This is a genomic window from Arthrobacter tecti (genome assembly GCF_054511355.1).
In genome coordinates, this window is the sequence record NZ_JBTNCT010000004.1 from 96,442 (window position 1) to 111,078 (window position 14,637).

Here is a 14,637-nt window from a genome sequence, read left to right on the forward strand (position 1 = left end):
TCTCTAGTGCTCCTTTGCCTGGCTGGACGGTTCAGTAGAGTTCAGTGACACTGTCCGCTTCTCAATGCGCTTCTCGGTGTCCGGAGTGTGAACGACCCGCTGAACGAAAATGCCCGGGGTGTGGATCTGGGCGGGGTCGAGATCACCCGGTTCCACGAGTTCTTCCACCTCAGCGATGGTGATACGTCCGGCCTGGGCGCACAGGGGGTTGAAGTTCATCGCCGTCGCATGAAAGACCAGGTTGCCGTGCCGGTCACCCTTCCAGGCATGGACCAACGCGAAGTCGGGAGCGACTGACTCTTCGAGAACATAATCCTGTTCGCCGAACTCGCGTACCTCCTTGGGCTGGGAGGCAACCGCAATGTTGCCGGCGTCGTCGTACTTCTGGGGAAGCCCGCCCTCGCTGACCTGCGTGCCCACACCTGCCGTCGTGTAGAACGCGGGTATCCCGGCGCCGCCCGCGCGCAGTTTCTCCGCCAGGGTGCCCTGCGGCGTGAGGACAACCTCCAGCTCACCGGACAGGTATTGCCGGGCGAACTCCTTGTTCTCGCCCACGTAGGAGCTCACGGTCCGCCGGATACGGTGATCGTCCAGCAGCCGGCCCAGGCCCCAGCCGTCAACGCCGCAGTTGTTGCTGATGGTCTCGAGCTCAGTGGTTCCCTGGCTATGCAGCGCGTCGATCAATGCCACGGGAATTCCGCACAGCCCGAACCCTCCGACGGCCAGCGATGCACCGTCAGGGATGTCCGCCACGGCTTCAGCGGCTGAAGCGACAACTTTGTCTATCACTGCTTCTCCTTCGACGCTTTTATCAGTGAAGCCTAGAGTCCGAGTTCGCGGGCAATGAGCATCAGCTGCACTTCGGTGGTTCCCTCTCCGACCTCAAGGATCTTCGAGTCACGATAGTGGCGGGACACCGTGAACTCATTCATGAACCCGTAACCACCGAATACCTGGGTGGCATCGCGGGCGTTGTCCATGGCTGCCTCGCCTGCGACCAGCTTAGCGATGGAGGCCTGCGTCTTGAACGGCTTGCCTGCGAGCATCCGGGAGGCGGCGTCGTAGTACGCGAGCCTGGCAGTGTGCGCGCGTGCCTGCATCCGGGCGATCTTGAACTGGATCGACTGATAGGCACCGATGTTGCTTCCGAAAGCCTGCCGTTCCTTGGCATAGCGGATGGACTCATCGACGCAGCCCTGTGCGGCACCGGTTGCAAGCGCGGCGATGGCGATGCGTCCCTCATCAAGGATCTGCAGGAAGTTGGCGTACCCGCGGCCGCGGGTACCGAGCAGGTTAGCCTCGGGAACCCGCACGTCCTTGAGCGTCAACGGGTGGGTGTCCGACGCGTTCCAACCGACCTTGTTGTAGGCCTTTTCAGCAGCGAAGCCCGGCGTGTCGGTGGGAACGAGGATCGTTGAGATCTCCTTCTTCACGGAGCCGTCCTCGCGCGTGCTGGTGTCGGTGACCGCGGTAACCGTCACGAGCCGGGTGATGTCCGTGCCCGAGTTGGTGATGAATTCCTTGGTGCCGTTGATGATCCACTCTCCATCAACCAGCTTCGCGTTGGTTTTCGTCCCAGACGCGTCCGAACCCGCCTCGGACTCGGTCAGCCCGAACCCGGCAAGCGCCTCGCCGCTGGTCAGCTGCGGCAGCCAGTGCTGCTTCTGCTCCTGGGTGCCAAAGCGGAAGATCGGCATGGCGCCAAGGGAGACGCCCGCTTCGAGGGTGATCGCGACGGACTGGTCAACGCGGGCGATCTGCTCCAGGGCAAGGCACAGCGCGAAGTAGTCGCCGTCCATGCCGCCGTACTGTTCGGGGAAGGGGAGCCCGAACAGGCCCATCTCCCCCATCTGCGCGATGACCTCATACGGGAAGCTGTGTTCCTCGTCGTGCTTCGCCGAGACCGGTGCCACAACCTGGTCGGCGAAGTCACGGACGGTATCGACGAGATCCTGGTATTCCTCGCTCAGTTCGAAATTCATGATGTGGGCTCTTCCTGTTCTGTGGGGGTGTCTGACTGCTCAGGGTGGATACGCGCGACCACCTGGTTTGCGGAAACCAGATCGCCCGGGCTCAGGTTGATGACCACCGTTCCCGTGACGGCGGCGGTCAACTGGTGCTCCATTTTCATTGCCTCGACGCTCAGCAGGACCTGACCTTCCTCGACGGTGTCACCGTCGGCCACGTTCACCGTGATCACGGTGCCCGGCATCGGTGAGCGAACCTCGGGATCCGCTGTCCCTTCGGCACGGGCGATCGAGGCCAGCTGCGCCTGCAGGATCTCCTGCCGCGAGAGCCTGCGCACGGGCATGGACCAGCCCGCGTCCGTGAGCCACAGCGTGGATCCGGCGGCCACGAAACGGGTGGAAAGTGTGACGCCGTCGACGACGGCGCGGAGCGGCACGGTGTCCGGGCCGCCAGGAAGGAGGGACACCTGGAACACGGTGCCGCCGACATCGACGCGGGAAACGTCGCCGTCCCGTGTGAGCGTCACGTTGCGGACAGCGGAACTCCCGACCTCCAGCTGTAGGGGAATGCCGACATGGGCACCGCCGATCCGCCAGCCGTCTCCACGGTGCCACGGCGAATCGGCGGACGCACCGGTCCCCGACGCATCGGGTACGGAAAGCAATGCCGCGCCCGCAGCGATTTCAGCGTCCGTAGGTGCACGGAAGGTGAGATCGGGAAGTTTGCGCTCGATCATGGTGGTGTCGAGCTTGCCTGCGCGAACGTCGTCGTCGTTGATCAGTAGGCGCAGGTACTCGACGTTGGTCCGCAGTCCCGCGATCCGCGTGCCTGCGAGCGCTGTGTCCAAACGATCAAGCGCCTCTGGCCGGGACGATGCCCAGGCGATGACCTTCGAGAGCATGGGGTCATAGGTGGGCGACACCTCCAGCCCGGGCAGCAGCGAACTGTCCACGCGCACGCCCTCACCCTGCGGTTCAGAGAGCCCGACGACGGTGCCCGCCGAGGGCAGGAAGCCTGCCTCGGCGTCTTCCGCGTAGACGCGCGCCTCGACCGCGTGGCCGGTCAGTACGACGTCGTCCTGGGCGACGGTCAGCTTCTCCCCTGCCGCGATACGTACCTGCCATTCAACGAGATCCACCCCCGTGACCATCTCAGTCACCGGGTGCTCCACCTGCAGGCGCGTGTTCATCTCCATAAAGAAGAACTCGTCCGGGGCCTCGTCCGAGACAAGGAACTCCACCGTGCCTGCGCCGACGTAGTCGACGCTGCGTGCGGCGTTGCAGGCCGCTTCGCCGATACGCGCCCGGGTTGCCTCATCGAGCAGCGCAGACGGTGCTTCCTCGATGACCTTCTGGTGCCTGCGCTGCAGGGAACACTCCCGTTCGCCCAGGTGAATGACGTTCCCGTACGTATCCGCCAGGACCTGCACTTCGATATGGCGCGGCTTGCGAACCAACCGCTCCAGGAACAGCGTGTCATCACCAAAGGCGGAAGCCGCGACGCGCCGCGCGGTTTCGAGCGTGGAAGGGAGGTCCCCGGGACGCTCCACTACATGCATACCCTTGCCGCCGCCGCCGGCCGACGGCTTGATCAACAGCGGGTAGCCAACCTGCGGCGCCGCGGCAATGAGGTCCGCGTCGCTCAGGCCCGACTCCGCAATGCCCGGAACCACCGGTACATCGAAGCCGGTCACATGGTTCTTCGACCGGATTTTGTCGCCCATGATGTTGAGGGCGTGCACCTTGGGTCCGATGAACGCGACGCCGGCGTCATCCAGGGCACGTGCGAACGCCTGGTTCTCGCTGAGGAACCCGTAGCCGGGATGCACAGCCTGGGCGCCCGTCGCCTTGCAGGCGGCAATAATCGCTTCGATGTTCAGGTAGCTCTGCGCGGGCGCCACGGGGCCGATGCGTACCGCGAGGTCCGCTTCGGCCACGTGGCGGGCACCGGCGTCGGCATCGCTGTAGACGGCCACCGAACGGATACCCAGCGCGCGGAGGGTGCGAATGACGCGGCAAGCGATCTCACCGCGATTTGCGACCAGTACGCAGTCGAAGAGTGCTGTGTTTTTCATGGGTCTCACATCCTGAAGAGGCCGAAGGAGGTCTCGGGCAGCGGTCCGTTGGCGCAGACATCCAGCGCCAGACCGAGCACCCGGCGAGTATCTGCCGGATCAATGATGCCGTCATCCCAGAGGCGGGCCGTCGAGTAATAGGGACTGCCCTGCGCCTCGTACTGCTCGCGGATCGGGGCCTTGAAAGCTTCCTCGTCCTCGGCGCTCCACTCCTCGCCACGGCTCTCGAGCTGATCGCGCTTGACCGTGCTCAGCACGGAGGACGCCTGGTTTCCACCCATGACCGAGATTCGGCTGGCCGGCCACATCCACAGGAAGCGGGGCGAGTAGGCACGCCCGCACATCGAGTAGTTGCCAGCACCGAACGAGCCGCCGACGACGACGGTCAGCTTGGGCACCCGGCACGTTGCCACCGCGGTCACCATCTTTGCTCCGTGCTTGGCGATACCGCCGGCTTCATAGTCGCGGCCGACCATGAACCCTGAAAGATTCTGCAGGAAGATCAGCGGAATTCCCCGTTGATCGCACAACTCGACGAAGTGGGCGCCCTTGAGCGCGGATTCGCCGAACAGGACGCCGTTGTTCGCAACGATCCCCACCTGGTGTCCGTGAAGGGACGCGAACCCCGTGACCAGGGTGGTGCCGTATTCCTTCTTGAACTCGTGGAAGCGGCTTCCGTCCACGATCCGGGCGATGACCTCGCGGGCATCATAGGGTGCGTTCACGTCCACCGGCACGGCGCCGTAAAGGCTTTGCAGGTCCACAACCGGGGCCTCGCTCGTCCCGGGAGTCCACGCGGTTTCGGGAAGCGGCAGGGTTGAGACTATGTCCCGAACGATTTCGAGTGCGTGCTGGTCGTTCTCCGCGAGATGGTCGACGACGCCGGAGGTCTTCGCGTGGACGTCACCGCCGCCCAGTTCCTCCGCGGTCACGATCTCGCCGATTGCGGCCTTCACCAGCGGCGGTCCGCCAAGGAAAATGGTGCCCTGGTTACGGACGATCACCGTCTCATCGCTCATCGCAGGGACGTAGGCACCACCCGCGGTACATGAACCCATAACCGCAGCGATCTGCGGAATTTTCCGTGCGGACATGGTGGCCTGGTTGTAGAAGATCCGGCCGAAGTGCTCACGGTCAGGGAAAACCTCATCCTGCTTCGGAAGGAAGGCTCCACCGGAGTCAACGAGGTACACGCATGGGAGGTTGTTCTCCAGTGCGATTTCCTGCGCGCGAAGGTGTTTTTTGACGGTCATCGGGTAGTAGGTGCCGCCCTTGACCGTGGCGTCATTGGAGATTACGAGCACATGACGGCCGTGGACGAGCCCAATGCCGGCGATGACGCCGGCCCCGGGGCTCTCATCGCTGTACATCCCGTTTGCCGCCAGCGGAGCGATCTCAAGGAACGGGCTTCCCGGATCAAGCAACTGATCGATGCGTTCCCGCGGCAATAGCTTGCCGCGGGCCACATGCCGTTCACGTGACCGTTCAGGGCCGCCGAGTGCGGTCTTCGCGAGCCGCTCACGAAGTTCGGCAGCGAGCTCGCGCTGGCCGGCATCATTTAGCCGGAACGCGTCAGCTCCAGGGTCCAGGCGCGATGCCAGGGTCTCCATTGACGTCCTTTCGGTAACCCGCTCAGTTAGTAGACATTAACTCAAATTAGGTTAGTGGCTATTAACCGACATGTCCACCACAATAGGTAAAGCCCTCCGGGGTGCCAACAGAAATACGCACACAGTTTTACGGAAGGCGGGCATGGACGCCGCAGTACCCATCAGGATGACCGGCCGCAGTCTGGCCAAGGCGTCCCGGCGCGCCGCGCTGCTCGATGCCGCCGCACAACTCTTCGCTGAACGCGGCTATAACGGTGTGTCCATTGAGGACCTCGGGTCAGCAGCCGGTGTAAGCGGTCCTGCCGTCTACCGGCACTTCAGCGGAAAGCCCGCCGTCCTCGCAGCGCTGCTGACCGGAGTCAGCGAGGATCTGCTCGAGGGAAGCAACGCCGTGGTGGCCGAGTCCCCCACCCCGGAGCAGGCGCTGCGCGGCCTCATTGAATTCCAGGTGGACTTCGCCCTGCGCAATGCCAACGTCATCCGGGTGCAGGACCGGGATCTCAGTTCGCTCGCGGAAGCCGACCAGGAGACGGTCCGCTCACTGCAGCGCAATTACGTCGAGGTGTGGGTGGACGCGCTGGCCACCCTCGACCCCACCTCAACCCGGAGCCAGCTCCGCCGCAAAGCGCACGCAGCCTTCGGTCTCATCAACTCGACGCCCCATTCCACCCACCGCCGCAAGAGCAGCAGGGATACAGCTGAGTTGCGCCAACTCCTCGAAGACATGGCCTGGGCTGCACTGAACGTCGATGCCTGAGTGCCTAGTACGCTGATGAAGAAGCAAACAGTTCCACGTGCTGCACTTACTGTTCCGTCTACCTGAAAGCTCCCAGTGATCACGCTACGCGCCGTCGAACCCGCCGATTTGGACGAGTTCTTCTCCCACCAGCTCGACCCAAGCGCCAACCACATGGCCGCATTCAGCGCCAAGAACCCCTCGGACCGCGGCGTCTTCAACCATCACTGGCAAGACATCCTGAACGATCCAACGGTCACAGTGCGCACCATCGTCTCCGACGGCGAGGTGGTGGGAAGCATCCTCGCCTACCGCGAGAACGGCATCCCTGAAATCAGCTACTGGATTGACAAGGCACGCTGGGGGCAGGGCATTACGACGGCGGCCGTTGGGCTTTTCCTCGAAGAGTTCCCCGAACGGCCGCTACGCGCCCGGGCTGTCGCGGACAACACGAACTCCATCCGCATCCTGGAACGGTACGGCTTCACCACCATCGGGGAAGCGCAGGGTTTCGCGAATGCACGCGGCGCCGTCGTCCGGGAACTGGTGCTGGAACTGCGCTAGAACCGGCACCAACCCGGGAAGTTTTGTGCAGCTCTGGTGAGTTCGACGGCGTGGAAACCACCATAGCTGCACAAAACTTCCGAGGTAAATGGTCCAACTAGACCATAGTGAGGACCATACCCGGATCGGACAGGATTGTTCCCAGGTCCGCGAGGAACCGCGATCCCTGCTCGCCGTCAACCAGCCTGTGGTCGAAGGACAGGCTGAGCGTCATGACCTGCCGCAGGGCGATCTCGTTCCGATGTTCCCAAGGCATCTTCCGCACCGACCCCATGGCGAGGATTGCGGCCTCCCCCGGGTTGAGAATCGGCGTACCGGCGTCGATCCCGAAGACCCCGACATTGGTGATCGAGATGGTGCCGCCCGAGAGGTCAGCGGGGCTGGTCTTGCCCGCACGGGCAGTGTCCGTGAGGTTCTTCAGCGCGTCCGCAAGCCCGCGCAGGCCCAGCGCCTGGGCGTCCTTGATATTCGGAACCATCAGCCCACGCGGAGTTGCCGCCGCGATGCCAAGGTTCACATAGTGGTGCTGGACAATCTCCTGGGCCGCTTCGTCCCAGCGGGAGTTGAGCGTCGGGTTGCGGTCCAGCGCTATGCACAGGGCTTTGGCGACCAGCGTAAGCACATTGATGCGGACATCCGCGAACGCACGGCTCGACTTCAGCCTCGCGAGCAGCTCCATGGACTCCGTGACGTCCACCGTGAGGAACTCGGTGACATGCGGCGCGGTGAACGCGCTCGTTACCATTGCGGCCGCAGTATGCTTCCGCACGCCCTTGATCGGGGTGCGGGTTTCCCGTTCGGTCGAAGCGGTAGGTGCCGCAGGGGCCGATGCGTCCGCGGGCTCATCCTGGCCGCCCTGTGCAGCCATCACATCGTCCCGGGTGATCAGGCCCTGGGGCCCGGACCCCTGGAGTGTGCCGAGGTCAACACCCAGATCCCGCGCGAGCTTGCGCACGGGCGGTGTTGACCGCGGCCGCTCAGCGGAGGCTCCGCCTGAGTTGGCGGGTGCCTCCGGCTCCGGATCAGTAGGTGAGAAGGAGTCCTGTACCGCTGCAGGCTCCGCCTCATCGACGGTCGGGGCATCGGCGGGTTTGGCGGGTAGCGTCGGCGCGGCACCGCGGCGCGCCCGCCGTGTGGGCCGGCCGGACTTTTCAACTGCGGCACCATATCCCACGAGGTTCGGTTCGCGCTTGGCCGGCGCGGCGTCGTCGTCGGGCTCCGCTGCCGTTTCCGACTCGCCGCCCGGAATGTCGAAGGAGACGATCGGCGAACCGACCTCCACCACGGTGCCCGGCTGCTCATGCAGCTTGGCCACCACGCCGGCGTAGGGCGAAGGGAGCTCGACGACAGCCTTCGCCGTCTCAACGTCCGCGATGACCTGATTGAGCTCCACGGTGTCACCGACAGCCACATGCCAGCTGACGATCTCCGATTCGGTGAGGCCTTCACCCAGGTCCGGTAGTCGGAATTCCTTGATCAACGGGGCCACTATCCTTCCAGTCCGCTTTGTGAGCTGAGGGAGTTGGGCCGGTCGAGAACACGGTCCACTCCGTCCAGTATCCGGTCGAGGTCGGGAAGATGGTGGAACTCGAGCTTGGAATAGGGGTAGGGGATGTCGAATCCGGTGACGCGCACCGGTGCATGCTCCAGGTGGTAGAAGCACCGCTCGGTGATGCTGGCCGCGATTTCCGCGCCAAGTCCGCCCGATTGCGCTGCCTCGTGCGTGATCACCAGACGGCCGGTCTTGCGCACCGACTTCTCTACGGTGGCGAAGTCGATCGGCGCGAGCGAGCGGAGGTCGATGACCTCGACCGACACGCCGTCGTCGGACGCGGCGGTCGCGGCGTCGCGCGCAGTCGGCACCAGCGGCCCGTACGTGACGAGAGTGACGTCGCTGCCTTCGACCACCACGCGCGCATCATTCATGCTCGACGCCGTGATGTCCACGCTCTCATCCACCTCGCCCTTGACGTGGTAGCGGCGCTTCGGCTCGAAGTACAGGACGGGATCGTCACTTGCGATCGCCTGTTGGATCATCACATAGGCATCCTGCGGGTTGGAGACACTGATGACGCGCAGCCCCGAAGTATGCGTGAAGTACGCTTCCGGCGACTCGGAGTGGTGCTCCGGGGAACCGATGCCGCCGCCGAACGGCACGCGGATGGTCAACGGCATCTTCACCGCACCCTGTGTGCGGTAATGCAGTTTGGCTACCTGGCAGACAATCTGGTCAAACGCCGGGTAGATGAACCCGTCGAACTGGATTTCGATCACCGGGCGGTAGCCCCGGTAGGCCATCCCCACCGCGGTGCCCATAATGCCGGATTCCGCGAGCGGGGAATCCATTACGCGATGCTGGCCGAAGTCCTTCTGCAATCCGTCGGTGATTCGGAAGACACCGCCCAGTTTGCCGATGTCCTCGCCCATGAGGACAACCTTCGGGTCATTCTCCATTGCCTTGCGCAGGCCTGCGTTGATGGCGCGGCCGAAAGTCATGGTGGACATCAGCGGCTCCCTTCCGTGAGTTCCGTCGAATCAGAATTCGAGGATTCGAACGAGGCGAGGTACTGCTCATACTGGTCCTGCTGGCGCGCCAGCCACGAGTTGGGTTCGCTGTACACGTGCTTGAAGACATCGAGCGCTTCCGGCTCCGCCATGGAGATGCAGCCTTCGCGCAGGCGGGCTGCGACGTCGTCGGCCTTGGCTTTCACAGCATCTGTCACCTCAGCCGCCAGCAAACCTTCCGAATCGAGCAGACCGGCCAGACGTGCGATCGGGTCCTTGGCAGCCCAGTCCTCGAGTTCATTGGCGTCGCGGTAGCGCGTAGGGTCATCCGCCGTGGTGTGCGGACCCATGCGGTAGGTAACCGCTTCAATGAAGGTCGGTCCACCGCCGGTGCGCGCGCGGTCCAGTGCCTCGCGGGTCACCGCGAGGCAGGCCAGTACATCGTTGCCGTCAACGCGGACCGAGGGGATACCGAAACCGGGGGAACGGTGGGCAATCGGGACGTGCGCCTGCAGGCCGACCGGCTCCGAGATGGCCCAGTGATTGTTCTGGCAGAAGAAGATCACCGGAGCCTGGTAGCTGGCAGCGAACACCATTGCTTCATTGACGTCACCCTGGCTGGTGGCGCCGTCGCCGAAGTACGTCACGGCAACTGCATCCGCGCCGTCGTTCAGAATGCCCATGGCGTAACCGGTGGCGTGGAGCGTCTGCGCTCCGATGATGACCTGCGGGGTGGCCATGTTGATTCCGTACGGATCCCAGCCGGAAGAGGCATTGCCGCGCCAGACGCGCAGGAGGTCAGTGAGGTCCACGCCCCGGCAGTACGCGACACCGTTTTCGCGGTAGCTCGAAAAGACGAAGTCATCCTCGCGCAGCGCACGGCCGGAACCGATCTGCGCGGCCTCCTGGCCAAGCAGCGGCGGCCATAGCGCCAGCTCTCCCTGGCGTTGGAGTGCTGTGGCCTCGGCATCGATCCGACGGATGACCACCATGTCTTCATACAGCGCCTGCAGTGCAGGGCCGTCCACATCGGTTACCCAGCGGTCATAATCCGCGTTCTCCCGACGTTCGCCGTTGGGGCCGATGAGCTGCACCAGCTCGTCGGGATCCGCATCCACTCTGTTGTTCAGAGGCACGATTCACACATCCTTCTCAATAGCGTCTCAGGCGGTCTTGCACGCACCTGCGAGCCGTGTCCAGGTCAGCACAGCGGGGCGGGGGCGCCATTGCCCGTTGTTACTGTGACCATACTCACGCAAGCCACCTGGCACAACCGAATCCGATTTCACTGAGCATTGTGCTCTGTTTGGTGCGTCCCGCCCGTGCTACCGTTGCGCACTATGCAGCCCCTGGACAGTACCGACGCACGGCTCCTCCTTGCCCTCGCCCGCGACTCCCGGCGAACGGTGGTCGCGCTCGCCCAGAAGCTGGGACTCTCCCGCAACACGGTCCAGGCACGCATGGCGCGCCTGGAGAAGAATTCCGTGTTTCTCTCCTTCGAACGCCGCATCAATCCGGCTTCACTCGGCTACCCGCTGACTGCCTTCATCCAGGTCCACGTGGACCAGCGAAAGCTCGCGGCCATCACCGAAAAGCTCGATGACATCCCTGAAGTCCTGGAAGCCCACGGCCTCACCGGCCAGGCGGACATCCTGGTGCGGGTGGTCTCGGTGGATGCTGAGGACCTCTTCCGGATCAACGGAAAAATCCTTGCGTGTGACGGCGTTGAACGGTGCGACACTTCCCTGGCGATGCACGAACTCATCCCTTACCGCATGGAACCGCTGTTGGAAAGGGGTTCCGAGGAGTAGTTTGCCTGCCCGAGCCATCCGGAAGCGGTGCTGGGCCGAATTGAGGGCAAAGCTCCTTCGCGGAGCTCCTCCGGACACATAGGGACCGGGGGATTACCAGAAAGGCACCATCATGCGCACCTCACCGAACCGCCTCGTGGCAACCGTCTTCGGCGCCGTCTACCTGCTGGTCGGCGTCCTCGGATTCTTCGTCACCGCCGGTGTGGGCTTCTTCGCGACCGAGGGCAATACGCTCATCGTTTTCGAAGTCAACCCGCTCCACAATGTCATCCACCTTGCCATCGGCGCCGCGCTTCTGCTCGCAGGCCTGAATTCCGTCAGCGCTGCGAAGGGCGTCAACACCGCCGTCGGTGCCGTCTACCTGCTGGTGGGCGTCCTCGGCCTCTTCCTGGTGGGCAGTTCGCTGAACATCATCGCCCTGAACGGTGCCGACAACGTACTGCACCTTGCCAGCGCAGTGATCCTGCTGGGCGTCGGGCTTTCCCAGGACAAGGCTGTACGCACCTCCGGCACCCGCGCACACAGCGCGTAACCGGCAGTTGCGGAAATGATCAGTGTCGCGGTCGTGGAGCAGCAGGTCTCGGCTCCACGACCCGGCGCCGGTTCGACGGCGGAAGGACCGCTGCTGGGCGAGTTCCTCCGCCTCTTTGCAGCCTTCGCCGCACTCGGCGCCGGACTCAGCTTTTTTGCACTCGCCGCCAGTGCGCTGCTCGAACCAGGCGGAACTCCCACGGCCATCCTTGCCGGAACGGCAGCGGGCGGATGGGCACTGCTGCACACGTTTTCAGGGCTCGCGGCCCTGCGCGGGGAAGATCCGGCAAGTCGCGTGCTCGCCGGAGTGCTGCGCACGGTCGGGCGCGCGCTGCCGTTAGTTGCCGCCGTCGTTCTCGGCGCGCTCACCTGGGGAGCACTCCTGGCGCCGTCGGACCTACGCCGGTTCGACCTGACGCTCGCGTGCGCCCTCGCCCTCCTGCTGCTCCAACTCTGCTGCCAGGGCGCACTGCGCCGAACCGCCGAGCGGGGCATTCAATCCTCACCCGGCAAGCTTCTTGGTGTCCTTTTCGGCGCAGCGCTCGTTGTTGCTGCCATTACGACGCCGGGACTCGCCGCTTCCACCGCCGGAGACTTCGCGGTGCCGCACGGCGAGCACGGTACAACTCCGGGGACGCCTCCGGTTCCCGGGGAACATCCCGGGCACTGACGTCCAAACACGAGAGCAGGGCCGGAACCTCAAGTTCCGGCCCTGCTTCTTTTGCCGCTAGTGATCGACCGCCTTCTCGGCGCCGACACCGGTCAGCGAACGCACCTCCATTTCAGCCTGCTTCTGCGAATCCTCCGTGCGCTTGGCCAGGACGGTACCCAGCCAGCCGAGGAAGAATGCCAGCGGAATCGAAACTATGCCGGGATTGCTGAGAGGGAACCAGGCGAAGTCCGCGGTCTGGATCATCGACTTCTCACCGCCGGACACCACCGGGGAGAAAGCGATGAGGACTATCGCAGCGCCGAGTCCGCCATACATGCTCCACAGCGCCCCCTGGGTGTTGAATTTCTTCCAGAACAGCGAGTAGATGATCGTTGGCAGATTGGCGCTTGCCGCAACGGCGAAGGCCAGTGCCACCAGGAAGGCCACGTTCTGGCCCTGCGCGCCGATCCCGCCGACAATCGACAGGAGTCCGATAACGACGACGGTGCGGCGCGCCACCTTCACTTCGCCGTCCGGATCGACCTTGCCCCGCCGCACCACGTTTGCGTAGATATCGTGTGCGAAGGATGCAGCCGCTGTGATGGTCAGACCGGCCACCACCGCGAGGATAGTGGCGAACGCAACCGCCGAAATGATGCCGAGGAGCAGCGGTCCCCCCAGTTCGAACGCGAGCAGCGGCGCCGCAGAGTTCACGCCTCCTGGAGCTCCGTTGATGCGGTCGGCGCCGATCAGGGCTCCGGCGCCGTAGCCGAGCACCAGGGTGAACAGGTAGAACGCACCGATCAGCCAGATGGCCCAGACAACTGAGCGGCGGGCTTCCTTGGCAGTGGGCACGGTGTAGAAGCGCATCAGAACGTGAGGCAGGGCTGCAGTTCCAAGGACCAGGGCCAGCGCCAGGGACACGAAGTCGAGGCGCGAGGTTCCGGTTGCGCCGTATTGGAGTCCCGGTCCGGTGATGTCCGGATTACCCGCGGTTTCGATGGCCGCGCCCAGCAGCGTTGAGAGGTTGAATCCGTGAATTGCGAGGACCCAGATTGTCATCACGAACGCACCTGCGATCAGCAGGCAGGCCTTGATGATCTGGACCCAGGTGGTGCCCTTCATGCCGCCGATCAGCACATAAAGGATCATCAACGCGCCGACGACGGTGATCACCAGCGACTGCCCCACGCGGTCGTCGATCCCCAGGAGGAGCGACACCAGGCCGCCGGCTCCGGCCATCTGCGCCAGCAGGTAGAAGAAGCAGACGGCGAGCGTGGTGATCGCCGCCGCGATGCGGACCGGGCGCTGCTTCAACCTGAAGGAGAGCACATCGGCCATGGTGAACTTGCCGGTGTTGCGAAGGAGTTCAGCGACCAGGAGGAGTGCCACGAGCCAGGCAACGAGGAATCCGATGGAGTACAGGAAGCCGTCATAGCCGTTGATGGCGATGGCCCCCACGATGCCGAGGAAAGATGCCGCGGAGAGGTAGTCCCCCGCGATGGCGGTGCCGTTCTGTGGTCCGGTGAAGGATCGGCCCGCTGCGTAATAGTCTGCAGCTGTCTTGTTGTTGCGGCTCGCCCGCAGCACGATCACCAGGGTGATGGCAACAAACAATCCGAAGATGGTGATGTTCAGCCAGGGCTCGCCGACTGTCGTGGTTTCGACTGTCTGCAGCGGCAGGTACTGCCTCACTTGGAACCTCCCTCGTGGAAGACATCGGGAGCCTGCTCCTCGAGATCGTTACGCAGTTCCTCTGCGATGGGATCGAGGCGCTTGTTGGCGTAGCTGACGTACCACATGGTGATCCCGAAAGTGCTGACGAATTGCGCCAGCCCAAGGATCAGGCCGATGTTGACGTGGCCGAAGACAGGCGTCGACATGAATTCGTGCGCATAGTCGGCGAGCAGCACGTACAGGAAGTACCACAGCAGGAAGGCCGCTGCCATGGGGAAGACGAAGCTTCGGTGGCGCTTCCTCAACTCCTTGAACGCGGGCCGCTGCTGGACCTCGGTGAAATCCACAGCAGCCGCTTGCGCGGCGCCGGGGGCGGACGGGTCGTGACCCATGAGTTTTCTCCTCCATTGAAGTGTGTGACTCCCATCACTGTCGGGCAGATGGGCGGGCTAATCCAAGGCCCTGCCCGGCGTGTATCGCCCAGCGGAGCAGTACCTGCGGTGAACGGC

Annotated in this window: 14 protein-coding genes; 5 read left to right on the top strand and 9 right to left on the bottom strand. The window is 64.0% G+C overall.

The genetic code is table 11. The features are described 5' to 3' along the window. Nucleotides 1-3: 3 nt before the first annotated feature. Genes ACX80C_RS06890 through ACX80C_RS06905 form a run of 4 tightly spaced genes read right to left on the bottom strand, consistent with a single transcriptional unit; the run spans nucleotide 4 to nucleotide 5,652 of the window. On the bottom strand, nucleotides 4-789 hold the full coding sequence (locus tag ACX80C_RS06890; protein ID WP_459325621.1) for a CoA transferase subunit A: 786 nt from the start codon (nucleotides 787-789) through the stop codon (nucleotides 4-6). A gap of 32 nt (nucleotides 790-821) precedes the next feature. After that, entirely contained in the window at nucleotides 822-1,985 is a 1,164-nt protein-coding gene (locus ACX80C_RS06895; RefSeq protein ID WP_459325878.1) for an acyl-CoA dehydrogenase family protein, read from the bottom strand. Beyond that, on the bottom strand, nucleotides 1,979-4,042 hold the full coding sequence (locus tag ACX80C_RS06900) for an acetyl/propionyl/methylcrotonyl-CoA carboxylase subunit alpha (RefSeq protein WP_459325622.1): 2,064 nt from the start codon (nucleotides 4,040-4,042) through the stop codon (nucleotides 1,979-1,981). The genes ACX80C_RS06895 and ACX80C_RS06900 overlap by 7 nt, the downstream gene beginning before the upstream one ends. A gap of 5 nt (nucleotides 4,043-4,047) precedes the next feature. Then, nucleotides 4,048-5,652 (bottom strand): carboxyl transferase domain-containing protein, encoded by a 1,605-nt coding sequence (locus tag ACX80C_RS06905; RefSeq protein WP_459325624.1) that lies wholly within the window; start codon nucleotides 5,650-5,652, stop codon nucleotides 4,048-4,050. 142 nt (nucleotides 5,653-5,794) lie between these two features. Here ACX80C_RS06905 and ACX80C_RS06910 point away from each other — a divergent pair, with 142 nt between their 5' ends. Further along, nucleotides 5,795-6,409 carry an SACE_7040 family transcriptional regulator gene (locus tag ACX80C_RS06910; RefSeq protein ID WP_459325626.1) on the top strand — a complete coding sequence of 205 codons (615 nt, stop codon included), beginning with the start codon at nucleotides 5,795-5,797 and terminating at the stop codon, nucleotides 6,407-6,409. Nucleotides 6,410-6,484: 75 nt separating this feature from the next. Further along, nucleotides 6,485-6,952: a GNAT family N-acetyltransferase gene (locus ACX80C_RS06915; protein WP_459325627.1), complete on the top strand. Its 468-nt coding sequence runs from the start codon at nucleotides 6,485-6,487 to the stop codon at nucleotides 6,950-6,952. A 97-nt stretch (nucleotides 6,953-7,049) separates the two neighbouring features. Here the strand turns inward: ACX80C_RS06915 and ACX80C_RS06920 are convergent, their stop codons facing one another. The 3 genes from ACX80C_RS06920 to pdhA are packed head-to-tail and all read right to left on the bottom strand — an operon-like array spanning nucleotide 7,050 to nucleotide 10,593. Continuing rightward, entirely contained in the window at nucleotides 7,050-8,432 is a 1,383-nt protein-coding gene (locus ACX80C_RS06920) for a dihydrolipoamide acetyltransferase family protein (RefSeq protein ID WP_459325880.1), read from the bottom strand. 8 nt (nucleotides 8,433-8,440) lie between these two features. Then, complete coding sequence (locus tag ACX80C_RS06925) at nucleotides 8,441-9,457, bottom strand: alpha-ketoacid dehydrogenase subunit beta (protein ID WP_459325629.1); 1,017 nt, start codon at nucleotides 9,455-9,457, stop codon at nucleotides 8,441-8,443. Beyond that, nucleotides 9,457-10,593, bottom strand: a complete 1,137-nt coding sequence (gene pdhA / locus ACX80C_RS06930) for a pyruvate dehydrogenase (acetyl-transferring) E1 component subunit alpha (RefSeq protein ID WP_459325630.1) — start codon at nucleotides 10,591-10,593, stop codon at nucleotides 9,457-9,459. The genes ACX80C_RS06925 and pdhA overlap by 1 nt, the downstream gene beginning before the upstream one ends. Before the next feature lie 204 nt (nucleotides 10,594-10,797). Between pdhA and ACX80C_RS06935 the strand changes: the two genes are divergently transcribed. From ACX80C_RS06935 to ACX80C_RS06945, 3 genes are all read left to right on the top strand, one after another. After that, the gene (locus ACX80C_RS06935; RefSeq protein WP_167992088.1) at nucleotides 10,798-11,268 is read left to right on the top strand and encodes an Lrp/AsnC family transcriptional regulator; all 471 of its coding nucleotides are present in this window, start codon (nucleotides 10,798-10,800) and stop codon (nucleotides 11,266-11,268) included. A 112-nt stretch (nucleotides 11,269-11,380) separates the two neighbouring features. Continuing rightward, the gene (locus ACX80C_RS06940) at nucleotides 11,381-11,800 is read left to right on the top strand and encodes a DUF4383 domain-containing protein (RefSeq protein WP_459325632.1); all 420 of its coding nucleotides are present in this window, start codon (nucleotides 11,381-11,383) and stop codon (nucleotides 11,798-11,800) included. 15 nt (nucleotides 11,801-11,815) lie between these two features. After that, on the top strand, nucleotides 11,816-12,469 hold the full coding sequence (locus ACX80C_RS06945) for a hypothetical protein (protein WP_459325634.1): 654 nt from the start codon (nucleotides 11,816-11,818) through the stop codon (nucleotides 12,467-12,469). 57 nt (nucleotides 12,470-12,526) lie between these two features. Here the strand turns inward: ACX80C_RS06945 and ACX80C_RS06950 are convergent, their stop codons facing one another. After that, complete coding sequence (locus ACX80C_RS06950; RefSeq protein WP_459325635.1) at nucleotides 12,527-14,146, bottom strand: solute symporter family protein; 1,620 nt, start codon at nucleotides 14,144-14,146, stop codon at nucleotides 12,527-12,529. After that, nucleotides 14,143-14,520, bottom strand: coding sequence for a DUF485 domain-containing protein (locus ACX80C_RS06955; protein ID WP_459325637.1), 378 nt, complete (start codon nucleotides 14,518-14,520; stop codon nucleotides 14,143-14,145). The genes ACX80C_RS06950 and ACX80C_RS06955 overlap by 4 nt, the downstream gene beginning before the upstream one ends. Between the last annotated feature and the right edge of the window lie 117 nt (nucleotides 14,521-14,637).